17 protein-coding genes and 1 riboswitch are annotated in these 26,589 nt (G+C 47.7%); of the genes, 1 reads left to right on the forward strand and 16 read right to left on the reverse strand.

All coding sequences use genetic code 11. The features are described 5' to 3' along the window. Nucleotides 1-4 precede the first annotated feature (4 nt). Nucleotides 5-100: riboswitch (TPP riboswitch) on the reverse strand. A 540-nt stretch (nucleotides 101-640) separates the two neighbouring features. The 4 genes from EII41_RS04930 to EII41_RS04945 all read right to left on the reverse strand — a co-directional run bounded on the left by EII41_RS04930 (nucleotide 641) and on the right by EII41_RS04945 (nucleotide 8,356). After that, nucleotides 641-2,101 carry a TolB family protein gene (locus tag EII41_RS04930; RefSeq protein WP_124751089.1) on the reverse strand — a complete coding sequence of 487 codons (1,461 nt, stop codon included), beginning with the start codon at nucleotides 2,099-2,101 and terminating at the stop codon, nucleotides 641-643. 25 nt (nucleotides 2,102-2,126) lie between these two features. After that, nucleotides 2,127-3,596 (reverse strand): DUF6057 family protein, encoded by a 1,470-nt coding sequence (locus EII41_RS04935; RefSeq protein WP_124789672.1) that lies wholly within the window; start codon nucleotides 3,594-3,596, stop codon nucleotides 2,127-2,129. A gap of 76 nt (nucleotides 3,597-3,672) precedes the next feature. After that, nucleotides 3,673-5,307 (reverse strand): RagB/SusD family nutrient uptake outer membrane protein, encoded by a 1,635-nt coding sequence (locus EII41_RS04940; protein WP_124751087.1) that lies wholly within the window; start codon nucleotides 5,305-5,307, stop codon nucleotides 3,673-3,675. A 19-nt stretch (nucleotides 5,308-5,326) separates the two neighbouring features. Beyond that, on the reverse strand, nucleotides 5,327-8,356 hold the full coding sequence (locus tag EII41_RS04945; RefSeq protein WP_124789673.1) for a SusC/RagA family TonB-linked outer membrane protein: 3,030 nt from the start codon (nucleotides 8,354-8,356) through the stop codon (nucleotides 5,327-5,329). Nucleotides 8,357-8,400: 44 nt separating this feature from the next. On the opposite strand from EII41_RS04945, the gene EII41_RS04950 reads away from it, so the two are divergent. Then, the gene (locus EII41_RS04950) at nucleotides 8,401-8,625 is read left to right on the forward strand and encodes a hypothetical protein (RefSeq protein ID WP_124789674.1); all 225 of its coding nucleotides are present in this window, start codon (nucleotides 8,401-8,403) and stop codon (nucleotides 8,623-8,625) included. A gap of 1,054 nt (nucleotides 8,626-9,679) precedes the next feature. Here the strand turns inward: EII41_RS04950 and EII41_RS04955 are convergent. The 12 genes from EII41_RS04955 to EII41_RS05010 all read right to left on the reverse strand — a co-directional run bounded on the left by EII41_RS04955 (nucleotide 9,680) and on the right by EII41_RS05010 (nucleotide 26,203). Beyond that, the gene (locus tag EII41_RS04955; RefSeq protein ID WP_124789675.1) at nucleotides 9,680-10,051 is read right to left on the reverse strand and encodes a hypothetical protein; all 372 of its coding nucleotides are present in this window, start codon (nucleotides 10,049-10,051) and stop codon (nucleotides 9,680-9,682) included. Between the two features lie 333 nt (nucleotides 10,052-10,384). Beyond that, nucleotides 10,385-11,812 (reverse strand): MFS transporter, encoded by a 1,428-nt coding sequence (locus EII41_RS04960; RefSeq protein WP_124789676.1) that lies wholly within the window; start codon nucleotides 11,810-11,812, stop codon nucleotides 10,385-10,387. A gap of 48 nt (nucleotides 11,813-11,860) precedes the next feature. Beyond that, nucleotides 11,861-12,532 (reverse strand): bifunctional 4-hydroxy-2-oxoglutarate aldolase/2-dehydro-3-deoxy-phosphogluconate aldolase, encoded by a 672-nt coding sequence (locus EII41_RS04965; protein ID WP_124789677.1) that lies wholly within the window; start codon nucleotides 12,530-12,532, stop codon nucleotides 11,861-11,863. 25 nt (nucleotides 12,533-12,557) lie between these two features. Continuing rightward, nucleotides 12,558-13,349 (reverse strand): gluconate 5-dehydrogenase, encoded by a 792-nt coding sequence (locus tag EII41_RS04970; RefSeq protein ID WP_124789678.1) that lies wholly within the window; start codon nucleotides 13,347-13,349, stop codon nucleotides 12,558-12,560. A 29-nt stretch (nucleotides 13,350-13,378) separates the two neighbouring features. Further along, nucleotides 13,379-14,419 (reverse strand): sugar kinase, encoded by a 1,041-nt coding sequence (locus EII41_RS04975; RefSeq protein ID WP_124789679.1) that lies wholly within the window; start codon nucleotides 14,417-14,419, stop codon nucleotides 13,379-13,381. A gap of 39 nt (nucleotides 14,420-14,458) precedes the next feature. Continuing rightward, nucleotides 14,459-16,387 (reverse strand): heparinase II/III family protein, encoded by a 1,929-nt coding sequence (locus tag EII41_RS04980; protein WP_124789680.1) that lies wholly within the window; start codon nucleotides 16,385-16,387, stop codon nucleotides 14,459-14,461. A 35-nt stretch (nucleotides 16,388-16,422) separates the two neighbouring features. Continuing rightward, a complete protein-coding gene (locus EII41_RS04985; RefSeq protein ID WP_124789681.1) occupies nucleotides 16,423-17,973 on the reverse strand; it encodes a sulfatase in 1,551 nt (516 codons plus the stop codon). Next, a complete protein-coding gene (locus EII41_RS04990) occupies nucleotides 17,970-19,112 on the reverse strand; it encodes a DUF4861 domain-containing protein (protein ID WP_124789682.1) in 1,143 nt (380 codons plus the stop codon). Before EII41_RS04990 ends, EII41_RS04985 begins: the two co-directional genes overlap by 4 nt. A 13-nt stretch (nucleotides 19,113-19,125) precedes the next feature. Next, the gene (gene kduI / locus EII41_RS04995; protein ID WP_124751076.1) at nucleotides 19,126-19,968 is read right to left on the reverse strand and encodes a 5-dehydro-4-deoxy-D-glucuronate isomerase; all 843 of its coding nucleotides are present in this window, start codon (nucleotides 19,966-19,968) and stop codon (nucleotides 19,126-19,128) included. A 199-nt stretch (nucleotides 19,969-20,167) separates the two neighbouring features. Continuing rightward, on the reverse strand, nucleotides 20,168-21,874 hold the full coding sequence (locus EII41_RS05000) for a RagB/SusD family nutrient uptake outer membrane protein (protein ID WP_124789683.1): 1,707 nt from the start codon (nucleotides 21,872-21,874) through the stop codon (nucleotides 20,168-20,170). An 11-nt stretch (nucleotides 21,875-21,885) separates the two neighbouring features. Continuing rightward, nucleotides 21,886-25,029, reverse strand: a complete 3,144-nt coding sequence (locus EII41_RS05005) for a SusC/RagA family TonB-linked outer membrane protein (RefSeq protein WP_124789684.1) — start codon at nucleotides 25,027-25,029, stop codon at nucleotides 21,886-21,888. 40 nt (nucleotides 25,030-25,069) lie between these two features. Further along, on the reverse strand, nucleotides 25,070-26,203 hold the full coding sequence (locus EII41_RS05010) for a glycoside hydrolase family 88 protein (RefSeq protein ID WP_411292577.1): 1,134 nt from the start codon (nucleotides 26,201-26,203) through the stop codon (nucleotides 25,070-25,072). Between the last annotated feature and the right edge of the window lie 386 nt (nucleotides 26,204-26,589).

Consider the following 26,589-nt stretch of genomic DNA (forward strand, 5'->3'; position numbering starts at 1 on the left):
AAGAGACAAAAAACCTACATCTTCCTACGCCGGCATTACCCGGATCAGGTGTAAGGGTATGATCTCAGCCTGTAAAAGTAAGGCACCCCTGTTATATAAATTCGGGGGCAAAGGTAATTATTTTTATCATCAAACTTTCATCTAACCCGGATTTTTCGGGAGCTGACGCATCAAAACCCAATTGAGGACGGTATAATGAGAGCTACCCCTGATGCGTCGCGGAGACTTCCGGCATCGGCGGATATCATAATAAACCTTATGGAGATTTCCCGGCATCGGCAGAGATCATAATAAACCTTACGGAAACTTTCCAGCATCAACGGAGAGCCTAATAAACTCTACGGAGATTTCCCGGCATCGGAAGAGATCATAATAAATCCTACGGAGACTTCCCGGCATCAGCAGAGAGCCTAATAAACTCTATGGAGATTTTCCGGCATCGGCGGAGAGCCTAATAAACTCTACGGAGATTTCCCGGCATCGGCAGAGAGCGTAATAAACCTTACGGAGACTTCCCTGCATCAGTGGAGAGCCTAATAAACTCTACGGAGACTTCCCGGCATCGGAAGAGAGCGTAATAAATCGTACGGAAACTTCCCGGAGGCGTCAAAGGCGCTATTTCTCTCTATTTTCAGCCATCTCAACGAGTCGTTCGGAGCGCTGTCCGACCGATAGCTTCCAAAAAGTCTTTGTTATTCTCTACCGGTGCTTTAATCAATTCCGGGACATTATACGTGTACGTAAACGAATCGTAAAACTCCGGATCTTTCTGCGGAAGCAGAAAAGGCTTTCCGGCACGTCCGGTACGACGGTCGAAAGCGGCCAGATAAGGACGTGCCCAAAGTCCGTCCATACGTTTACTGCTAAAGACAAACCAATCACCCGACGAAGCCCACGTATGATAACTGTCCACATCGTTGCTGTTCACTTCGTCAAGCACACGAATCGTTCCGCTTTGCAAATCCATCAGATACAAGTCACTTTCAGGATGCCAGATCGAGAAGTTCCCATAATCGAACTGCGTAAACATCAAATATCGTCCGTCGGGCGAGACACGCGGGAAAGAAACGGATCGACCGACTGCAGACGCCTGATAGACGCATTCAAGATCATGCAGACGTTCCTCTTTTTCGTCGAAACGAATACGATACAAGTCGTACCGGATGCTGTCGAGCGGCATTCCGGGTGCATAAGCTTCCGCACGACAAAAATAAAGCGTCGTTCCGTCGGGCGACCATGCGGGAAAAGTCTCCATATAGTCTCGTGTATAAACGAGCGAGTCGGTGAACATCTTTCGAGTTTGCGTATCATAAATCACAAGGTCGGCATCGAGGTCGGAGACTTCGATCGGTTTCTTGCCCGAAGCGTGAAAGAACTGCTGGATCTCATTCATCGAAAAAGCGATGTAACGTCCTTGCGGATGCCAAGCCGGATACGTCGCACCGTTTTTATATTCTTCCGGTTTGAGATTCACTTTCTCCGTCTGCCCGTTGCGACGGATCAGTGTTCCTCCCTGCTTTCCACGGATATGCAGCATCATGGTCTCCGGTGAGTTGAGAGTAAACGAATGGCAGTTCACACACTGTTTGCCGAAGTCGCGGTTTTCCAGCAGCGGAGTCTCCTCATACGACGTCAAATCTCGCTGATAGATTCCCATTTCGTTCCACAATTCATACCCGGGATACAGCAGGCGATAAACGAGATAAGGGTCTATGGGACGCTCGGAAACCGTGTTGATAATATCCGCATAACGTATCCACTTTTCTTCTTTCAGCAAACTGATACGAAAGAAAATGTCCTTTCCCTGTGCCTCTTTCAGCAAAGTATTCCATTTCTTTTCGGGGATATGCACCGTCCGATCTTTGCTACGAATGAGGATCGCCACGGTTTCCGCATAACCAATCTCTGTCTGATAAGCCTCCGCCGTATCACGGATGATGAAATTGGGCGGAGCTATATTGATGGGAAAAGTAACGCCGGCATAATCGGGATATATTCGGGGTTGTGCTTCACAATGTGCTTCGGGAGCACGATAGGAAACGCATCCGACAAACATGAAGGCGGTTAGCAACAGAAAGTATGGAATAGATCGAGTGTTCATATCGATTGTTTTTAAATTTGTTTTTTTAATCACGGATCACTTTAGGACCATAAGGACTGATATAATTGAGGTAAAACCAGTACGTTTTCCCGAACTCGGCTTGTAAAGTCTCCATCTGCCGGGCTTCTGCCAGACGATAGTAACGTTCGAAACGGCGTTTCGTATCTTCACTGACGGTAAGGCCGGTCATCTCAAACACCTTCTCCCGACCTACGCCCAATTCGTAAATATAAAGAGCTTCCTCGTAAGCCTGTGGTAAGCGAGGATAAGCAAAACGGCGCATGAGTGGGAGATTTCGAGCAAACCGCTCCACGTGATTACTCAGCAGTAAATGGCTCATCAGATATTCGAAGGCCATACGATTGGTAGAATCTTTTTCGCACAAATATTGCAGTTCGGGGCCGAGATTCAGTACATTCGCAAAACGTGCCGGTACATCTTCCGTATTTCTCAGCGCATTTCGGGGCAGCGCATGATCGGGATTCCCTGTCTGCTGTTCAAGTCGGAGTGCTTCGTCGCGGTAGAAGAGCGATTGCTTAAGCAGATTGATAAAACGCTGCGCGACGCGCGGACGACCGTTCGAGAGGTTATAACGCGCCAGATTAAGCAGGTGCGGAGCCGTCTCTCCCCACACGACCATCGCCTCGAACTCCCAGCGATGCGCCTCGTTGAGGTAGCCCAATTTCTCATAAAGCAAGTATCCGTATTCACTCTCACGACTATTCCCATCCCATGGAAAATACAGGCTCTTGACTCCCAATGCCTGCGGATAGTCGAACAAGCGATCAGGCAATGTGCCGGTATGGTATAATGCCAGATTGTGAAAATAAGCGATCAGTTGATTGCTCCTTCCCCGACCGAGATAATTTCCGGTATATTCCAGTACCTTCTCCCAATCTCCGGCCTTGGCTGCCTGCTCGGCCTTGAGCATGATACGCTCACCTACGGAATACGATTTCAAAAAGAACACATAGCCAGCTGCCGCGTATACGGTTAGGAGAATTACAGTCAGCCAAATGCGTCCGTGACGGCCGAACGGCTGCGGCCAACGGACGATTTTTCGTTTTGGTTTCACAAATAGCAGCAGTAGATTGATCACGAACAAAAGTAGGAACACACCCACGACCGTTTTGAGGGAATGATCGACAGGCATGGTATAAAAGAAAAGGCAAAGCGAAGGCACAACGGCCAGTTGCAACGGATCCTCCCCTGCTACGAATCTTCGGATGATGCGGTCTGTTAAAAAATAAACGGAAGCAAGCATAAATGCCAATACAGCGCTTCCTGCTACCGGATAGTAAAAGAATTGGATGACAAAGTTCGTGACATATTCCAGCCAGCCTTCGGAGGCAAGGGTCTGCCGCCAATACGAGGCGGAGAAAAGAAACAGGTGATGTTGCTCATGATACGTAATCACGTGTGACAACGCGCCCCGATATACCGTAAAATAAACGAGGAAAAGCAGGCCGAACAGAACGTATTTCAAATATTTCATTGCATGATAAAAAAGTGAATAAGGCTGCCCTACAAAAAAAATTGAAGGACAGCCTTTTTATATGGGCTCGAACGCTTTAATTCGGGTAGCCCGGATTTTGCGTCAAAGCCTTGTTCAAATCACGCTCTTCCTGCGGAACCGGATAGAGATAGTTATGATCTTCGTACTTGCTGCCGGTCAATTTGACATTCTCTCCTTCGTAGAGAATACAAATCTTTCCTCCGTCTTCCTTTTTCGCATCGGGCGAATCGACCAACTTGTACTTCAGCCCCAAGAACGGTTCGTTGAGCACTTTCTTGGCAATGCCCCAGCGACGAATGTCCCATTGACGTTTGCCTCCTTCGAGCGCAAACTCCACACGCCATTCATTACGGATACGTTGGCGCAAATCGTCCTGTGTCGCACAATACGTCGGTTTACCGGCATCGGTCTTTTGCAGTTCGGGCATGCCCACACGTTTACGTACGGCGTTCACTGCCTTGAAGGCTTCATCGTCCAACGGCGACAACTCATTCTTAGCCTCAGCATACGTCAGCAACACTTCTGCGTAACGAATCACCACGGCGTCTTTCCCCATATCCCAGCCTTTCGATGAAGGATCGATAGACGGATCAAGCCATTTCTGCTGATAATAACCGGTAGCCGTAGCATCTCCGTGCTGACCGATACCGGTCGGAGCTGCCGATTTCAACGGAGCCACGTTAATCGTAACGCCGTACATGGTTTCCCCATGATGCAACACATTTACTTCCAAGCGCGGGTCACGATTTTCGAACGGTTTTTTCGGATCGTAGAGCTTCGACTTGGCAATCGGAGCGCCCTCGATATCTTCAAAAGCATCGACCAAGCTCTGTGTCGGGTTGATACCGCCCCATCCTTTCGTCGGGAATGCTTCCCAACCGATCAGATACCACGAATTTTCGGCCTCCTTGAATTGTTTAACCAGAATAAACTCCTTGCATCCGTCGGCTTTCTCCCAAAACAGTTCCTGATACTTTCCGGTATTCTCCTCATCATACAACGAGTATTCATTCAGCTCCATAACCTTCTTCGCACTCTCGGCAGCCACATCCCACTTGCCGTAATACAATGCCGCACGAGCTTTCATGGCCAGCGCCGCACCTTTGGTTACTCGGCCATATTCCGACGCTTTCCACGATTTCGGCAAATATTCAATGGCTTTGTCGAAGTCTTGCATCACCTTTCCATACACCTCTTCGCGGGGAGTACGCACGATACCTTCCTGATCGCTTAACGATAACGGCTTGTCGATATAAGGCACATCGCCAAAACTGCGTATCAGATCGAAATACTGGAATCCGCGGAAGAAATAAGCCTGTCCGAGCACACGATTTTTCTTTTCCGCTTCATAGTTGGGAATAAGGTCTATCTTGCTCAACACCACATTAGCCTTACGAATCACTTCGTAATTTCCTTTCCATCCGAAATCCTGCGGATCATACACCCCTTTCGAGATATTGCCGGCCGCCCATTTGATACCGTGCACCGCATCGTCCGAATTAATCGCACCGTCCACGTCCCAGTAAGGAAGTGAAGTATACAGGTTCGAGACCGCTTTTTCGGCATCATCGGGACTCTTCCAGAAACTATTGTCCGACAGCTCTTCGAGCGGATAACGATCCAGATCTACACAAGAAGTCATACCCAACACGGCCATCGTAACGACCATATATATATGTTTTATTTTCATTATTTTATCGTTTTTTTAATTAGAATGTCATTTTCAGTCCCAGTGAAACTTTTTTCACGTTCGAATAAAAAGCGCCTCGCGTATCGGAGGGTGATTCGGGGTCTAATCCGTCCAGTCCGGAGAAAGTCAGCAAATTCTCACCCGACACAAAAACTTTCAATCTGTCGATACCTGCTTTGCTAAGCAACTGCTTGGGAAGCGTATATCCGAATGAGATATTTTTCAGACGGACATACGAAGCGTCTTGCAGCCAGAATGACGACACAGCATAGTTCGTCTGTGAGTTTCTGGTGATACGCGGATACGAAGCATTGTGATTCTCCGGTGTCCAGCGGTCGAGGTGTCTTTTGAGTACTTTTCCACTGTTGAAAAAAGAATAGGCTGCTTCCATCGTATAATACGCATCGACGTCGAATGCCCCTTGCCAAAGCATCGAGAAGTCAAAATCTTTATAATAGAGGCCCACGTTTAATCCGCCGGTCCAGCTCGGGAAGTTTTTACCGATCACCCTGCGGTCGTCACCGGCCGTGATTTTTCCGTCTCTATTCAGGTCTTCGTATTTAATGTCTCCGAGCTTTTCACGTCCCAAACGTTTAGGATGATTCTTCAACTCTTCTTCGGTATTGAAATAGCCGTCGGCCACGAATCCGTAGAACGAGCCGATGGGATGTCCTTCCAGACGCCAGATCTTTTTGTTATCCGGGTCTTCACCTTCGGTACCGAACATATCGGTAATCTCGTTCTTCACGTAAGCCACATTGAAATTAACGGTATATCTAAAATCTTTGTTAATCCGATTGTTGTGGAAAATGCTCAAATCGAATCCGGTGTTCTCCACATTTCCGGCATTCTGTGCCGGAGGATTCATCCCAACTACTCCCTGAATAGGCAGATAAAGCAACATGTCGTTCGTACGTTTTTTGTAAAGCGACAGTTCGAAACCGATCATGTTGTTAAGGAATGCGGCTTCAAGTCCCAACTCGTAGTTGGTTACGGTCGCCCATTTCAGGTTCGGATTCACGTAGCGTGACTCATGCACCGTCGAGTAAAGCGTATTGCCGAACATTGTCAAGTGATCCTTATCATTATAAGCATACGTGGGAACAGCCGGATAGATATCGTTATTTTTCAATTCTTCGTTACCGGTTCTACCCCATCCCAGACGCAACTTAAGGTTGCTCAGCCAATCCAAGCGGTCTTTGATAAATGCTTCTTCTGACAGTCTCCATCCGGCCGAGAAAGCAGGGAATAGCCCCCAACGATTGTCCTTCGGGAAGCGCGACGAAGCGTCGGCACGCATATTGGCTTCGAACAGGTATTTGTTCTCGTAGTCATACTGAACGCGTCCGAAATACGAAAGACGTGCCGTTTCATATCCGCCATCGAGATTTTTCTGTGACGAAGCATCGAGCGTGTTAAGCGATTCGGGAAGATCATCGCTTCCGCCGCCGGAGCGGCTCGTTTCGGTGTATCGATACGTATATTCCACCTGTTCGGCACCTGCCAAAAGGCCAATCGTATGCTTGCCGAACGTTTTATTATAGTTGGCCAGCAACTGCGACGTGTACCAGTTCCAATTATAATAGTTGTGATGTCCTTCACGCTTGCCCGAATCGAATGTTCCGTAACTCCAGTGTCTCTTGAATTTGCGTTGATCGCGAGCGTCGTGACGCAACGAGAAAAGTCCTTTGATACTCAAGCCTCCGATCGGAGTCAGCGTAAGGTAAGCCGTTGCATTCAGTTGTTGATCTATCTGACGGTAAAGCCCTGTTCGTCCCTGATGAGCAACCGGATTATTCAGGTTGTTATAACTGAATTTCCCGTCTTTGTCATAAATCCCTAACGTGGGGGGAATACGGTTCACGTATTGCAGTAACGACGCGAATCCTTCAAATTCGTCCTGATCGGTTCCGCGATAGGCCGAAGCATTCATTCCTACGCTTACCCACTTGTTGATCTTCGAATCGAGATTGATACGTCCGTTATACCGGTCGTAGCTTTTTTCCTGCGACAATCCGTCCTGAAAGAGATAAGCCAACGAGGCCATATACGTCGTACTTTCGGATCCGCCGCTGATGGATACGTTATGTTGAGTTTCCATCGCACTCTTTTTCATCACCGCATTGTACCAGTCGGTATCGGGATGACCGATCGGATCGGAACCATCGCGGAATTTCCGGATATCATCGTCCGAGAACGGAAGCGGAGCGTTCGGATTTTCGTTGCGTGTGGCTTCGTTGTACAAGACGGCATAGTCGGCCGCTCCGAGGAAATTGAGACGGGCCGTAGGACTTGCCCACGACACCAACCCGGAGTAATTCACACGTGCTCGCTCTCCGGTCTTTCCCTTCTTGGTGGTGATCAAGATGACCCCATTGGCTGCCTGCACACCATAGATAGCCGATGAAGCCGCATCTTTCAAAACAGAAATCGACTCGATATCCTGCGGATCGATTGAGTTCATGCTTCCCGGCACACCGTCGACAATCACCAGCGGACTGGCCGCATTAATCGAGTTCTTACCGCGGATGGTGATCGTTCCCGTCTGGGCTCCCGGCGCACCGGAATTCTGAATCGTCGTTACTCCGGGCATCGTTCCGGCCAATGCGGCAGAAACACTCGCCACCGGACGCGCTTCAAGCGCTTCGGCCTGAAGCGAGGCAACGGAACCCGTTAAGTTCGCCTTCTTCTGTACACCATACCCTACGACTACGACTTCGTCCAGCACCTTGTCGTCAGACTTCATCGTCACGTCGATCGTTGTCCGTCCGGCCACCGCCACAGTTTGGGTTTGCATCCCCATATAGCTGAACGTAAGTTTGCCTTGGGAAGGCACATTCTCCAATACATACTTCCCGTCGATATCGGTAATCGTACCGATCGTGCGGTTATTCTCTACCACAACGGATGCTCCGATAACGGTTAAACCCGTATCGTCCATCACCGTACCACGTACGGTAATGGTCTGAGCAAACGCACCCAACGATACTGTCCACAGCAAGGCAAACAGTATTCCTTTCCATTTACAAATTGAATGTTTACGTTTCATTCTTTCATTGTTTTTAATAAATACTATGTTGTTGTTCAAATAATATGACAGGTAAATTCGATGTTTGGCGCATCAACCGGCCTCTCCTTTCTCGACCAAACAAAAAAGAAGGGACTATCGCATCAGACAGTACAGAAAAATTCGGTCTGCGCGATATCAGAAAAAAGAAATTCGGTTCAGAAAATAAAGCGGAAACGTCGGTTGAAAAACCGACCAAAAGGTTAAATAAGGTTACCCCCCCCCCGTTAATATTTGCAAATATTAATTGAGATGAAGACTTCGTGAAGCACTTCCATGATGTGCAAAAGTATCTATTTCTACGTATCAGCATCGTCTCTTACTTCGTACGATTCACTTTTATTTCAAGCTGTTTTTTTTAGAGTCGACAAAGATATTCATTTCTTTTTAAAAATAAAATAACAACCACACATGCTATATAACATGTTTTCGACTGGAGTCAGAGAATTGAAAAGAGAATTTATGTTGTATTCCTTATTACAATATATAATCTTGCTCTTTGTTCACCCAACGACTTACCCAGCCTCTTGTTTTTTTACAAAAAACATCACGTGATGCAATGTTGTCCTAAATAAATTATGAGCGAGGGGTACCCCGTTAAGGTATAAAGCCCAACGAAAAAAATAAGAGTTTTAATCCCCCTTGGCTCTTAATTGTTGTCATCCGGAGGCGGTGTGAAAGGTTCGTTAAGCCACTTTTCAAGATTAATTTTGGCAAAACATTGTCAAATTTATATAACACTACCATCTTTACTAAAAAAACTATCGATTGTCCAAGATGTGGAAGCATAAATCATCGTAAAGATTGCATTGAGGGTTGCTTTACCACAAAAAGAGGAGCCCGTTTCAGTTATTGAATTAGATGAGATGCACACATATATCGGTTCAAAAAAAACTACTGCCGGGTATGAATTGCTGTTGATCGATTTGGAAAACGATTTATCTCTTTTGTCTGTGGAGACAGAAGCACAGATACGGGAGTAAAGCTTTGGAAGAAGATAAAAAACATTCCTGCATTAGTGTATTATTCTGACAATTGAACTAGTTATAAAGATTTCTCCCTCATGCAAAACATATTCGAACAAAGACAGAAACTTATACAGTCGAAGATTACAATAGTAGAATAAGGCATTATTTAGCAAGGTTCAAACGAAAAGGAAAGTGTTATAGCAAAGCGAAACACATAATAGAAATATCCCTAAAACTTCTTTTTCTAAAGCTAAACAATGAAATAACTATATATGTTTAACAACGCCAATAAAACTATAGAAACCTACCCCCCCCAAAAAAAGCTTAAGTACATTTATCAACTTTCACAAATAAGCTTATTTCTTTCTATTTCATTATACAAAGCTTCTATGTCTTCCTTTCTTATATGATCAAAACGATGTAAGCATTTGCCTTTTTGTGATGATAATAACAATGTACGTTTTTCTTTATCAATGCTCCATGCTTCAATATTTTCCCAACTAAGTTTCCAACGAAATGGACAAACAATTTCATTCGTTTTAAATACAAGCATATTCGTTTTAAAAAACAGTATATCTATCCATAATAACATACCCATCCACAAAATAGATAAAGCAATGATTAGAATCGCATTTTCCACATATTTTATAACAAAATACAACCCCAAGAAACAAACTATTCCCATGGATGTTTCCAAAAATGATTTCATCTCACTTTTTTCAGCAACAAAGCATTTGAACCTCTTAAAACCCTTATATACAATAAAGTGGATTGCTATAAGCAAAAACAATGCACAAAAAACATAATAAATAGAAGTTCCCATAATAATCGATATTAAAATCATATTTTATCGCACGAAAGATAAGAAAAAAAGAGAAATAACTCTATCTTACACTCTAATTTTTAACTCGTAACGCTTATTATTATCAAAAACTCACAACACACATTATTAAATTAGTATATGTTGTGAATTTTTGATTTAAAATATTTCCACTCATTACGAATCTATCGATATCGTAATTTTGATGTTTCTGCGATTTCTCTACAGTTTTTCAATCGGTCGATATTTCGGTACAAGGCTTTTCATCACCACCCAACCAATCAGATAGGCTACGGCGCAAACACAGAAGATGATAAAATAACCGGCCGGTTTACCTTCGAAGCCGAAGCATTGCAGATTCGTCTCACCGGCATACACGAAAAGTTTACCGGCCGACTTCTGAAGGATCAGCGAGCCGATGCCTCCTGCCATACCACCGATACCAGTCACGGATGCGATGGCCGACTTGGGAAACATATCGCCGATGGTCGAAAAAATATTGGCCGACCACGATTGATGTGCCGCCCCTCCAAGTCCGATCAAGATAACGGGGAACCATGGGGAGATCGTACCTAACGGTTGTGCCATCAGCACAATCAGAGGTATGAAGGCAAAGATAAGCATGGCCTGCATTCTCGCGGCATACGGATTCTTCCCGGTCTTGTCGATAATGATAGTCGGCAGTTTACCCCCATAAACCGAGAGCATCGTAATAGCATAGAGCGTAAAGATAAGCGCCATACCGAGTCCGTCGGTCGTTTTGATACCGAATTGCGTGTTCAGATAAGACGGAATCCAGAAGAGGAAGAACCACCACACGCCATCGGTCATAAACTTACCGAACGCGAAAGCCCACGTCTGTCGGTGCATAAAACAACGGGCAAACGAGCTTTTCTCTTCCGACACATCGGCGGACTGACTGTCCGTTTCTTTATCCGAAAGAATATAGTCGAGTTCGGCCTGATTGACACGCGCGTTCTTCTCCGGTTTTTCATACATAAAAACCCAGAATCCCATCCATACGAACCCCAATGCTCCGATGATGATAAAAGCCATTTCCCAGCCGAACGCTTTGGCCAGAGGAGGAATAGACAGCGGAGCGATCAACGCGCCGATCGACGCACCGGCGTTAAAGATGCTCGTGGCATAGGCGCGGTCTTTCTTCGGAAAATATTCGGCCGTCACTTTGATGGCTGCGGGGAAGTTGCCGGCCTCACCGATCGCCAACACACAACGTGCGATGATAAAAGCGTACATGCTCACCGTAGCGATAACGACAGCGATATCGCCTGTAGCCTGTGCCAATTCGGCTGCTGAGGCGAGTCCGGTGTATTGCTCGGTAACGATGCCGCACAACGCATGAATACACGCTCCTGCCGACCAGACGCCAATAGCCCACAAGAAGCCTTTCTTACTTCCCAGCCAGTCGACAAACCGGCCGGCAAAAAGCATCGAGACGGCATAGACGAGCGAGAACAGCCCTGTGATCGTTCCGTAATGATCTTCGTTCCAATGAAATTCGGGCTTGATAAATTCATCCCATGTGAGCGACAACACTTGCCGGTCTAAGTAATTGATCGTCGTTGCAAAGAAAAGCAACGCGCAGATCACCCACCTGTAATTTGTCTTTTGTTCGTTTCTCATGTTCATATTCTACTCCTTTACTACCTTTTACTACTTTAACTATCCTACTCTTTTTTACTCTTTCCAGACTCCACGGATAACACCTAAAGCCTGCGCACAGATATCCGTAATCTTTTCCCAGTCACCGGAAGTTATGGCTTCGGACGGAAACAAGTTGGAACCCATCCCGACACATGTCGCTCCCGCATCGAACCAGGCTTTCAGATTCGCTTCTTCGGGTTTGACACCTCCCGTCACCATCACTTGCGACCACGGCATCGGCGCTTTAAGCGCTTTGACGAAACCGGGGCCCAGCACATCGCCGGGAAAGACCTTACAGATATCGCAACCCAACTCCTGCGCATATCCCACTTCCGAGACTGAGCCACAACCCGGGATATAAGGAACGAGCCTGCGATTACAGACCTTCGCAATATCGGGGTTCGTTAATGGGCCTACAACAAAATTAGCTCCCAGTTGCAAGTATAAAGAAGCGGTTGGAGCGTCCACAATAGAACCGACCCCCAGAATCATCTCGGGACAAGCCTCAACGACCCACCGACTCACTGCTCCAAACACTTCGTGAGCTGCCTCTTCTCTGTTCGTAAACTCGAAAACCCGTATGCCCCCCTTGTAGCACGCACGGATAACCTGCTTGGCTACTTCAACCTCACGACTGCAAAACACGGGTACGAGCCCCGTGTCTGTCATAGTCCGTATCGTTTCTTCCTTATCGAATCGTGCCATACTATTACCATAAAACGCTTGTTACTTAAGGCTGCTTGCCGATGTAAGCAAGGATGCCTCCGTCGACATAGAGGATGTGGCCGTTCACGAAGTCCGAAGCGTTGGAAGCCAAAAAGACAGCAGGCCCGGCCAAATCGTCGGGTGTTCCCCATCGTGCGGCCGGCGTCTTGGCAATGATGAAAGAATCGAACGGATGGCGCGAACCGTCGGGCTGTAGTTCACGCAGCGGCGCCGTTTGCGGTGTGGCGATGTAGCCCGGCCCGATGCCGTTACATTGAATATTATACTGTCCATATTCCGAGGCAATATTCCGTGTCAGCATTTTCAGTCCTCCTTTGGCGGCAGCATAAGCCGATACGGTTTCACGTCCCAATTCACTCATCATCGAGCAGATATTGATAATCTTTCCGTGTCCTTTTTTGATCATGGCCGGAATAACCGCCTTGGCCACAATAAACGGAGCATTCAGATCGATGTCGATCACTTGTCGAAACTCTTCGGCGCTCATCTCATGCATCGGGATGCGTTTGATGATACCGGCGTTGTTGACCAGGATGTCGATCGTTCCCACTTCCTTCTCTATTTGTGCCACCATCGCGTTGACCGCCTTTTCGTCGGTCACATCGCAGATGTATCCTTTAGCCTCTATCCCGGCTTCTTGATACGCTTTTAATCCTTTGTCGACAAACTCCTGTTTCAGATCGTTAAAGACGATGGTCGCTCCCGCTCCGGCTAATGCCGACGCTATCGCGAAACCGATACCGTAAGATGCTCCTGTTACGAGCGCAACCTTACCTTCTAATGTAAACTGTTCCATATCGTTTTATTTTTTGTTATTTGGATATATTATCTTATGACTCTGCCCGAACCGTCACCTTTCATCAACTGCTCCACCTCAGCGACCGACACGAGGTTAAAATCTCCGTAAACGGTATGCTTCAGACACGACGCCGCCACGGCAAAATCGAGCGCCTGCTGATCGTCGTTCGGGTAGGTGATCAAGCCGTAGATCAGTCCGCCCATAAAAGAGTCGCCCCCTCCTACTCGATCTACGATATGCGTAATGTCGTATCGACGCGATGCATACAGTTTGTCCGAATATAAACATCCTCCCCACGTATTGTGGTTGGCGTTGATCGATCCGCGCAGAGTGATAATGACCTTCCGGGCACGCGGAAATCTCCGCATCAACTGCCGACAGACGGACTCGAACTCTCCGGCCTCCAGTTGACCTCCGGTATACTCGGCCTGAAAACCGTCCGGCTGGATGCCGAAAACTTTCTCGGCATCTTCCTCGTTTCCGAGAATGACATCACAGCCTTCCACAAGCGCGGGCATGACTTCTGAAGCTTTTTTCCCGTATTTCCATAAATTCTTCCGGTAATTCAAGTCACACGAAACGGTAACGCCCATCTCATTGGCCGTCCGTATCGCTTCGAGGCATGCGTCGGCCGCGCCCTGCGAGAGGGCCGGCGTAATACCTGTCCAATGAAACCACTGTGCATCCTTCAGCACTTCTTTCCAGTCGATCATTCCCGGCGTAATCTCGGCCATGGCAGATCCGGCACGGTCGTACACGACTTTCGAAGGCCGTGCTACCGCTCCCGTTTCCAGAAAATAGATACCTACGCGATTACCCCCTCGAAGGATGTGCCGTACCCCCACATTGCATTTTCGCAGTTCGGAGATGCACCATTCGGCAATCTCATTTTGAGGTAGACGTGTAATGAACTCAACGGGGATGCCGTAATTAGCGAGTGACACGGCGACATTGGCTTCGCCTCCACCGAATGTGGCCCCGAGAGCGGTAGACTGGATAAACCGCAAATAATTCGGAGTCGCTAAACGAAGCATGATTTCTCCGAAGGTGATGACTTTCTTTTGCATACTGAATATATCTATCTTGTATTGTGACGAATGAAAAAATTATTTCCTCGATATGACGATACGATAATGACCGCTTAGAGGCGTCTCTTTAGCTTCAAGCGTAATCCTGTACAACTCTTTCCCCCACACATTCGACAAACGCGGATCAGTTAACGTAACCGTCTCGACAGAAGCGGCAAACACATTCTTATCGTACGACAGACGCGCTTTTTTCCCCTGTACTTCGATATCGATCTGTCCATCCATACTCCGATCCACTTTCCCCCATGTCAGGAAATGAAGTCTGTTCCTTTTTTCGGGCGATCTAAGCGAAAAACGGTCATCTATTTCGAGTCGTTTATCCCGTAGCCGGTAAACTCTGTTCCATGAATGTATGGAGGAGGTTTCCTGAGGATAGGCCTGTTTCAGTTCGAGCGATAAGGTCCGGCTTGCCGGTGTGAACTCCATCTGCTCCGCTTTATATTTCGCCCCGAATGCCTGCTGGGTTCCGTTGATTTCCGGCAGATTGTGGTAAAGACTTTGCATCGTCCAGATGGTATATCGTTCATTGCTGAATGTCTGCCGAGTATAAGTACCTACGCCTGCATCGATCAGTACGGGGGTCTCATCGATATACAACGAAAAGGTACCCACATCGTTGTGATTATGGCTTTCGTTGTTATGCCCGCCCTTACCGGCAAAGAAGAGTCCGCCACGCGTTCTCATGTAACAGAACTGGGTTTCGGGATACCACGTAGTAGACGGGGTAGAATAAGGTAGCGTCACCATGCTCAGCGCATGACGATAGCGTAGTGTTTCGAATGTCCGATATACGTCCCGGCGGTTATTCGGAGCTTGCGGTGCCTGCACATTCTTTCTGAGAAAGGCGGCAAAAGCCATCATCTCGGTGCTGTTTACCGCTTTTCCGTACCGATAGATCAGATCGGCATCGGGATCAAGTCGGGCCGTAGCATCGGCGAAATTGACAACCCAGCCGTTGCCAACGTACGAGCGAGAGATATATTCGCCCATGCGGCGGATCAAAGGATCGTCGAAGAGGGAAAGTTGTCCACCGGTAGCATCGCTAAGAAGCTGTAAGTAATCGTACAGTTTCCCTGCTGCGTGTCCCCAATAGGATGGTCCCTCCTCGCAGGCTCCGTCGGCATTGCTGTAGTTGATGAAATGATCGACCGATCGTATCGTTTTGTAGACCGCTTCGGCCAGTCTGTCGGTATCTTTTTCGAGCAGCATGAAACACTGGAGCACGCTAAAGTTACACCACGGATTCCAGTTGTTCACCATATCTCCCGGCTTATAATTTATGGCCATCCACCAGAAATGATCGCTGTCGAGATACGTTTTCAGGATTCGTTTCTCGATCTCATCACGCAACCGCTCGGATATGAGGGGATTGATTTTATCCAGTTCCTTACCGAAAAAGTAATGAATCCACGAAAGTTCGGCACCGATTTCGCCCGAGGCAAGGGCAATCACATGCTCCTTATGGCTCGGAAGCGTCCGTTTGTCGTGTTGCATCCGCACATGAGCCGAGAGAGTCCATGAGGTCATCTCGCAGAAATAAAAGACACCGTTAGCCAAAGGTTCAATGAAGCGTCCTTTCCCTTCGGCAAGTTCAGCCAGAAAAAGATCGGTCAGGGTCTGGGCGTTTTCGTTATACGGATTTTCCATGATCTTCCGTGATCCGCTTCGTTCGTATTCCAGATAGTCCGTTGCTTGAATAACCTGCCAGCGATAATCCAACGCTTTTTCTCCACGTTGGATATAGAAATCTTTGAATTCGCCGAACAAATCATCCCACCCTTTGCGATCCGTATAATCAGGGTAAACGACCCATTGTTGACGCAAGACGAGCCAATCCTTTAGCTTCTCCTCCGAAATTTTCCGTTGCAACAAGTTCTTTTCGGTATAGGCAAACAGCATGCCAGCCGACGAGACGAATATGATAAGAAAAAGAACTAATTTCTTCATTTTTATATCTTCATTATTTAGGGAATGACGTGTATTTATTCATACGTAATCAAATCTTTCAGAATACCATCTTTATACCACGGATCATCGTGTTTTTTGAGTAACTGTCCCAACTGCTTCAATAATTGTCGTTTCAGCTCAGGCCGGGTATTCCAATCGATGTGATGCATCTGATACGGATCATCGAGATCATCAAACAACAGGACTTCTTTCAGTTGCTTATTCTCCTTATCGATTGTAAGCGAGAGCGTGTAACGATGCGTTTTAATACCACGCGCTACCGGGACATACGTTCTCACCTTACCGTCCTGATCTGGAGGACCATCCATATTGCGGATATATAACGCACCATCGGGCAACGACTTGTCAGGTTGATTGGTCAACATCGCTTGTGAGAAGTCGGTACCTTGTACCTCATTCGGAATCTGTTGGCTCAAATTACTCAGTCCAAGAAGGGTTGGCATAATATCCGGACTGGAGAGCAAATAGTCGACGATGCGCGGTTTGAGTCGATCGGGGTAACGTACCAGCAAGGGAACATTCATCGATTCAAAGTAAGGAGAGTTTTTGGCGTCTTGCAAGCCATGGCTGCACATCGTTTCACCGTGATCGGACGAAAAGACGACGATGGTATTCTTCGACAATCCTAATTCATCCAGCGTATCGAGCAAACGGCCGAACTCCCGGTCTACTCCGCTGATCTGGGCAAAATAATATGCGGCTGAAGAAGCCTTCTCCATCATTGTGTCGACATTGAGACGTAGCAGGAGCTGACTCAACGGTCGATCTTTATACAAATTGTAATCATCCTCCATACAGTCGTCTAACGAGTGATACGGGTGATGCGGCGGGTTCATGCTGATCATCAGAAAGAACGGCTTGGATGCGTCACGCCGCCCGGATTCATTTTTCAAGTAGCTGATGGCCATATCGGTTTCGTGCGAAGGCGACCATTGGTTAATGTCATGGCGTTTACCGTCCGTATCCCAGTAATGCGGATTCTTATGTACATCGAATGTGCCGTACGAATACCAGAAGTTGAAACCATGTCGTTTTTCGGGAGGAGTGTAAGCATCCCAAACGGGATCGCGGTGCTCAACGTAGCTTCCCGGATTTTCCGGATCATTCGGCATAGGGGTATCCAGATGGTACTTACCGATATAAGCACAGTCGTAACCGTTCCGGCTAAAGACGTCGCTTACTGTTGTGGCATCGTCGCGCAGTGAGCTGAAAGGGCGCCTGCTGTTTACGTTGAGCGGCACGCCGCTCCGGTGAGGATACATGCCCGTAAGCAGCGACGCACGATGCGGACTGCTTAAGGGACAGTTGCTCATGGCCGAAGAGAAAACGACCGACTCTTTGGCAAAACGGTTGAGATTCGGCGTTTCGACCGGATCTGCCTGACCTTGCAGATGCGGAGCAAAAGCCGGATCATTCCAGAAGCCCATCGCGCTGTTGCGCATCTGGTCGGGGAAAACATAGACAACGTTGGGACGTAAGGTGTCGCCGGCACGATATTCCTGTGCATGCATGCAAGCCGGAATGACCCCCATAAGTCCCAAACAAGACAGCTTAGAGGCTTTCATTCAACGTTTATTTTGAGAGGTTGTTTGATTTTCAAGGCTTCCTGTTGCAGGAAATCGATCCACGCGGCAAAATGTTCGAACCCTGCCTTACTCCATCCGGCACCGACATAATATACATAATTCGTTTTTGTGCGATAAGGAGCGATACCTAACAAATGACCGGCGTCGGTTTTGATTTCACGGAACGGTTCCGGGCGGATTACGCCGGCGTAGATCGTTCCGTTAAGCGAGTCGGTAGGCGTTTTACAAGCCATGATCCCCCCTTCCGCATCAGAAAGAACATCTTCAGTCGTTTGTGCATGCAACACGATCCCGGTAGCCAGTGTCATCTCGGCCGTATCGGCCTCGAATAACTGCTCAATCCGGTTGAAATAGCTATACGCATCGAGTGAGATTCGACGCGTCTCATTCACTTCCGTGCCCTGCACGTTATACGGTTTGTAACGAAGCTCGAATGCTATGCGTAAAGGCCCTTGATCAAGCATCCTGTATTCCGTAAAATTATTTCCGAGCCACAAACTGTCGTCGACGTAAGGAGCCGTCATTCCCAGCCCAAGCGTACGTCCTACTTTATAGAAATCCAACCCCTCGCCATGATCTTCGTGATAAGAGCGAACACCGGACAGATCGTCCTTATACCACCGGTCGATAACAAGCGCCTCGGTACGTTTAGCCCAGAAATCCATTCCGTTACTGATTTCGCCGGTAGCTTCTAATGCCGGTCCGTACACCCGGAAAGCGCTACGGTTGTTCTCCCATGTAAAGTCATCTTTCCGTTCAGGTACAAAACGGCCGTACGTCATCGGCTCCACATGGGCCGGTTCACCGGCAGTTATGCGGTATTCGGCTTTCCCGTTTCCGGAAAGGCTTACAGGGAAGATAAGGCTCACAGGAATTTCGTTTCCTCCGGTGATAAGCTGGCTGGGGATTTCTTCCGAAGCGTTATTATACACCACGACGGTTTGTCCATCGTGCAACGAGAGTTTCTCGCAAACAGTAGCCCACGCTATTTCGACCATTTCGTGGTTACGATCGAATGTCGCAGGATTCTCGACCGTTACCCGTATCGTTTCCTGCGTCTTTGTACAGGCTACTACGGCAAACAGGCCACAGAAGGCAAGGAAAAAGGAATATTTCATCTTCGACCTGTCATTATTGAAGTTCGGTAATTTTTGAAAAATCCTGATCGCTGTAATCAAGATTTTCTCCGGCCATTCCCCAGATAAACGTATAATTGCTTGTTGCGGCGCCCGAATGGATAGACCACTCGGGTGAAAGCACGGCCTGATCTCCTCTCATCCAAATGTGTCTCGTTTCGTTCGGTTCACCCATGAAATGGCAGACAGCCTGATCTTCCGGTACCTCGAAATAGAAATACGCTTCCATACGACGGCTGTGCACATGCGCGGGCATCGTGTTCCATACGCTTCCCACGGCAAGCTCCGTCATCCCCATCTGCAACTGACAGGTAGGCAACACTTCATTGACAATCATTTTATTAATCTTACGATGGTTCGAGGACTCAAGCGAGCCAAGTTCCATCACGATCGCATTCGCTTTCGTCACCTTCTTGTCCGGATAGTTTCGGTGTGCCGTGGCCGAGTTGAAATAAAATTTAGCCGGCCGACTCTCGTCCAAGCTCTCGAAATACACTTCCCGATCACCTGAACCTAAATAGAGTGCTTCTTTATAGTCGAGTTCAAAAACATCATCACCGACTTTCACAGATCCTTTGCCTCCGACATTGTAAATCCCCAACTCACGTCTCATCAGAAACACCGGCTGTTTCAACGGGTCGATCGCCTCGAGTCGAAGGGTTTCCCCTACGGGCATCGCTCCGCCTACGACCATCCGGTCATACATCGAATATACCATATTCACCTCGTTGGGAACAAATAACGTTTCTATCAAAAAATCTCTTCTCAGTCGTTGCGTATCATACGCCTTCGCATCTTCGGGATGCGCTGCATAACGCAGCTCATAATTTGTCTTCATTTTGTTCGATTGGTTTTGTTTTGCACACAAATATAAGAAATAAATCGCATCTTCTCTTCGGTCGGAAGAGATTCATTACCGACGTTCTACGCTGTCGGGAAAGTTGCGGCCTTATCTGCCGCAGAACAGGCTTTCCTGTAACGGGTAAGCACTGTCTTGCGGCAGAATAGGCCTGATATGGCTGTCCGGGAAGATAGAATTACCATCCGGGGTTCTGTATCAACTTGTCGTTCTTGTCGATTTCTTCTATCGGGATCGGCCAGAGGAAGTCACGATCACGTACGACACGTTTATAGTATTTAGCGCCTGTGAAGCCAGTTTCCCATTTTCCGTCGAGCAGTTGCTTCAGTAAATCCCACCGGCGCAGGTCACTGAAACGCACCCCTTCACCGGCCATCTCCACAGCACGTTCGTGCATGATACGCTTGAACACTTCTTCTTTTGTCGAAGCCTTCAGCCAATCCGGTCCGCTGTTCAATCCGGGCATCTCCACACGCGCTCTGACCTGATTGATCAACTCAACGGCACGCGCTTGGTTACCGACTTCGTTGTGACATTCGGCACACATCAGCAACACGTCCGCATAACGGATGATCGGGAAATTAATCGGCGTATGTTCACGCTTTGTGATGGAGCCGTCCATGTCATATTCGGGAACGAATTTACGCCACGGATAGGAGTCGGACATACTTCCGTTGATACGGATAAAACCGTTTTTCTCATTGACGCCTTTGGCGACAACATATTCACAATCTTTACGAGCGTTAGATACCCATCCGTTGTATCGGGAGTAAGGCAGGATGATCGAAGCCGCCATGCGGGGATCGCGTTGAGCATACATTTCGAGCAATTTTTCTTTCATTGCAGGGTATTTCTCCACCTTCGTTTTATTGGCGGTTAACGTAGCCCGGAACGTTTTGTCCTTTATTTTATCGTCGCCCTTAAAGCCGGGAACGACTTCATCCCAGTCGAACGGCCGACCGTCTTTCCATTCATACGAATCGACGAAGGAGGTAGCGGCCATCACGTTGTTCCAACAACTACCGTAAGTAGCACGCGTTCCCATAAACTTGGCCAGCGGCATACCGAATTCGGTACCCACACCGCTCATATTCTGCACGGCAAAAATCATTTCGGTACTTTCATCGCCTCCGGGCTTAAACAAAGCAGAATAATCCGGATAAAGAACAATGCCCGAGGTTTTGATTACTTCTTCGAAAACATCGGCTGCTTCTTTATATTTTTTCGCATAGAGCAGCGTTTTGCCTTTCAGCGAAAGAGCAGCCCAGCGGGTTGCCCGTCCGCGGTTCGGTTTATCCCACTGCGCGGGCAGTGTCTGAGCCGCTTCATCCAAGTCTTTGAGAATAAATTCATGCACAGCCTCTTTCGTATCTCTCGGTTTGAGCATATTCGCAAAATCCTTGGCTACAACGGTCGTTTCGTCGTAGAGCGGTATGCCTCCATAGAAGTCGCACAATGTAAAATAATACAACGCTCTCATAAATCGTGCTTCGCCTTTGTAACGGGCTTTCAACTCATCGCTCATCGTAATTTTATCGACATTCTGCAACACGATATTCGCTCGTGCGACGCCTTCGTAAAGATTGGCGAATTTATTCGCGCAATAATCTTCCGAACTGTTATAGGTTCCGCGCGAAATGCGGAAGTACGCCGGGTTATCGTAACCGGTTCCAATATCGGAAAGACAGTCGAAGCCGTACTGAATCCCGAACACATGGTCGTTCTGCATCTGGGCATAAACGCCCATCATGGCCTGGTCGGCATGGCTTTGGGTTTTCCAGAAGGAATTTTCGCCCAATTCGTCGGCCGGTTCTCTATCGAGGTCGTAGCAAGAGAAGAACAGAGCGGCCTGTATCATTGATAAAAGAATATATTTATATTTCATGATGGTATGGATTAAAATGAAAGATTAATACCGGCTACAGCTTGTTTCATCGAAGGATAGTCCAGGCCGGACACCTCCGGATCGAATCCCCGGTAACCGGTAAATGTAAAGAAGTTTTCCAAACTGCCATAGAGACGTATACGCTCAATACGAATCTTTTGTGTCAGTGATTTAGGAAGCGTATATCCGAGCTGGATATTTCGTATTTTGAGGAACGCTTTATCTTCAAGATAAAAATCACTGGCAATGATATTGCGTCGGTCGGAATAGTCGAGCAAACGCGGATAAGTAGCGTCCGTACGACCTTCGTACCAGCGTCCGTCGGTCACGGCTTTGTTGAGCTGATAACCGGTACGTACCGTCGGTGTGTTGTAAGGCGAATGCTGCCAGTACACTTTCACACCGGCTTGTCCCTGCAACAGCATGGAAAAGTCGATCCCTTTGTAAGATGCTCCGAGATTCAGCCCGAAGAAATATTTCGGGTTAGGCCCGTCACTAACGATCGTACGGTCATTCTCGTCGATTACTCCATCCTGATTGATGTCCCGATATAGGAGATCGCCTTTTTCCGGCCGGCCGAAAGAAGCGAACGGATTCACTTTTTTACCATTGACTACCGGCGCTTCATCGATCATTTTCTGCACAATGGCAAGATCGGCGTCCGTCTGGATAATCCGATCTACCCGGAGCATATACTGCGAATTGATAGGCAAGCCTTCCCGGATCATGTTCACCTCCCCGTTTAATGAATATTCTTTTCCCTTAAACTTATCCACATTGTTCGTAACATGCGTAAAATTCACTTCGGCCGAGTAAGAGAAGTCGCCAATCTGATCACGCCATCCGAGTGTGATCTCGATTCCTCTGTTCGTTACCTGCGCGCTATTCTGTTTCGGGATGGAAGCCGTTCCGTGTACTGCCGGTGCCGGCAAATTGATCAAAATATTTTTCGTCTTTTTATCGAAATAATCAATTGTACCCGTTAACCGATTGCCGGCCAAACCGAAATCGATTCCGAAATCGGTCACGTAGGTCGATTCCCATGAGAGATCAAAGTTGGCAATTGCCGTTTGTGCTAACGCAATCACCGCCGCATTATCGAGTACATAACCGAACTTGTATTCATTTTTCTTTCCTCTGTTCATAATGTTAGAATAAGCAGCTATGGCATCGTAATTACCCACCGCATTATTTCCGAGTGAACCGTATGAAGCACGCAACTTCAGGTTCGACAAGCCTTTTTCCGTCAGAGGTGCCATAAAAGCCTCCTGATCAATTCGCCATGCCCCCGAAACGGAAGGGAAGTACCCCCGACGTTTATTTTTGGCAAAGCGTGACGAAGCGTCGCTGCGCAGGTTCACTTCCAACAGATATTTGTTATCCCAGTCTACGTTCACCCTGCCGAAGTGCGAATGCATCGCCCATTCGGTGCGTGTACCCGACGAAGACGATTCACCGATGGCGCCGTCGAGCACGTCAAGGCTCGGGTCGATCTGATTGAAGCGGCGAACGGAAAACCTCCTGTTCCGGTACAATTCCTGACTTGCTCCCAGCATCACTTTCAATCCAAGCCGGTTGTCTGCCAGATTCGTTTCGTACCGTGCCACCACATCGTTGAAGAAACGTTCGATTTTGTCGTTCCGATTGAAAATACTTGTTTTTCCTTTACCCGGAAGCGTAACCGTATTGTCTGCAAAGTTCCAGCCATCGTGGAATACGGGTTTATTTTCGCCTTGCGTATCGACGAATTCGTACGAGTATGATCCGGTAATGGTAAAGCCCTTGAATGGTGCGAACTCACCGAAGAAGCGCGAACGCAGATTATTCTTCCGCGTATGACCTGCAATCGAGTTCAGTCTCCGGATCGGATTGTTATTAGCCGACTGCGAAGCATCTTCGAGATTATTCATCGCTCCGTAACGACCGTCGGGCGCACGGAATACCATACCCGGCGTCGTAGCGGAGGTGTACGTAAAGACATCCTGAACAACGGAACCTGCCGCCGGCTCCATATCCGAGACATAACCACTCAGTTGAGCGCCTATTTTCAACCAAGGTTTAAGATGAGCGTCCAGATTCAAACGCGCGTTGTAACGGGTGTAACCGGTATTTTCCATCACCCCCGGATTATCCAGATAGCCGAAGGAGCCATAATAGCGGATATTCTTAGATCCACCGCTTACAGACAAGGTATGATTCGTAGAGACAGACGGACGAAACGTTTCGTCTACCCAGTCTGTGTTCGGATATTTCAGCGGGTCACGTCCCGCATTGTCGCGCCATGCTTTAATCGACTCGTCGGAGAAGACACGCGGTTTACCCGAATTCTTCCAACCTTCGTTAATCAGTTCCATATAGTCTGCGTAATTCGACACAGGCGTCAGGGTTTTGCGGATCGACTCGGACGAGATATACCCGTTGTAATCGATCTTCACAACCCCTTCCTTTCCTTGCTTGGTTGTGATCAATACGACGCCATTGGCCGCCCGTGATCCGTAGATCGATGCCGAAGCGGCATCTTTCAGCACCGACATGGTTTCGATATCCTGCGGGTTAACGGTGTTGATACCCGCTTCCACTCCGTCGATAATGATCAGCGGTGCCGAGGAGTTGAGCGTTCCTTGTCCGCGTACTAAAATGCTGGCGTTGTCATCGCCCGGCTGATTTTTTCCGGAACGTACCGATACCCCGGCTACCATACCGGCCAGCGCATGAGAGGTGTTTGTGATCGGACGGCTTTCGGTCAATTCGTTCATATTGATGGACGCCACTGATCCGGTCAGGTTGACTTTCTTCTGCGTGCCGTAGCCAACGACGACCACCTCGTCCAATAACCGGTCGTCTTCCGAGAGTGTGACATCGATGGTCGATCGTCCTTCGACCGCGATTTCCTGTGTCTTCGTACCGATGTAGCTAAATACCAATGTGGCGTCGGACGGTACATCTTTCAATTCGTATTTACCGTCCATATCGGTTATCGTTCCCTGCGCCGTATTACCTTTGACGATAATCGTCGCACCGATGACGGGTTCCTTCCGTGTATCGGAAACCGAACCGCGCACGGTAAGTCCGCTTTGTGCGAGAACATACATGGGTAAGAGCCCGATACATGTAAGGATACATCTTTTCCAAAAATCGTTAACTGTTTTCTTCATGATTCATTTGAATGTTTTGTAATAAGGTGTTTGATATATCTTAATTCATTTTCGTTTTTCTTGTCAGCGCCTCCAGAAAATAATAATCGGCGTAATTCAAGGGGACATCGATTTCGTTGTCGTGCGGGATGCTCCCGACCGAGTGCATCAGCAGAAAGTTTCCGTTCGTACCCACGATGGCTTGGTAAGCAGGACCGGCGAGCGTATGAATGATTTTGTCGGCTGTTTCCCTGTACTCCGTTTTTCCGAACGATGCCAGTTCGTAAAGTGCCGAAGCCGTGATGGCGGCTGCCGATGCGTCACGCGGCTCGTTAGGGATACGAGGAGCATCGTAGTCCCAGTAAGGAATATAATCTTCGGGCAAGTTCTTATGTTGGAAGATAAAACGATAGATTCTATCGGCCATATCAAGGTAACGCGGGTCTTTCGTATAACGGTAACAAATGGCATAACCGTAAATGGCCCAAGCCTGACCGCGTGCCCACGACGACTCGTCGGCGTATCCCTGTGCGGTATATTTGCCGCGCACGCCTCCTTGCTTCTTGTCGTAGTCTACTACATGATAACAGCTTCCGTCTGCTCTGAAATGATTGTTCATCGTTACATCGGCATGCGACACCGCTATGTTATGATAGATCGAATCGCCGGACAGTTCCGTAGCCTTAAAAAGCAATTCGAGGTTCATCATATTATCGATGATGACCGGGCACATCCAACCGCGCCGACCTTGCCAGCCCCGGTCTTCATCCCAGCTCTGAATCACGCCTGCCGCCGGACGAAACCTTGTGGCCAACGATTGGGCCGCTTTGACCAGCACCTCTTTATAAGCGTCATTACCGGTGACCCGTAGCGCGTTGCCGAAACTGCAATTGCTCATAAAACCTACGTCATGATGCCATGTGAGATATTTCACCGAATCCAGATCCTCCGTATACTTTACTCCTGCTTCTTTCCAGCGCTCCTCTCCCGTCAGATCGTACAGATAGAACAAAGTACCGGAGAAAAATCCGCTTGTCCAATCGTCTTTGGGAATATACTGCACTTTTCCGTTATGAACGGTTCTGGGATTGAGGATTCGTCCGGATTCCTCAATCAACTGTACCTGAAAGCCGATTTGTCGTACGGCCGTCTGTATGACCGACGAAAGAAAAGTGTCTTTCGGGGAGGTCTCCATATTTCGCTGAGGCTCTTTAGGGCTACAACCGAAAAGGCCGAGAAGCAGAAGCACCGAAATCAAAAAACTGTTTTTTTTCATGAGGTATTTTTATTAATGTGTTCTTAAAACTTTATCATGATTTGCGGGGCAAATGTAGAAGTCGAAAAGCATGCAGAGGGGATAAAATCGTACATTAGACACCTCTTTTCGTACAGAAATGCTTTCAAACAGAGAAGTACACTTCAGGCTTCAAAAGATTATTTTTCTTTTTTAACCCAAATTACGCGATACATTGTTCGGCGTTTACTATTATTTAATTGTCAATGGTCAATGGTCGTACATTTGTGCGTTTGTTAATAATTCAATAATTACTAACTTTGATATCAGCATGGACAAAGACCGAT

Origin of the sequence: Tannerella forsythia, from assembly GCF_003860135.1 — a bacterium.
GTDB classification, from domain to species: Bacteria; Bacteroidota; Bacteroidia; order Bacteroidales; family Tannerellaceae; genus Tannerella; species Tannerella forsythia_A.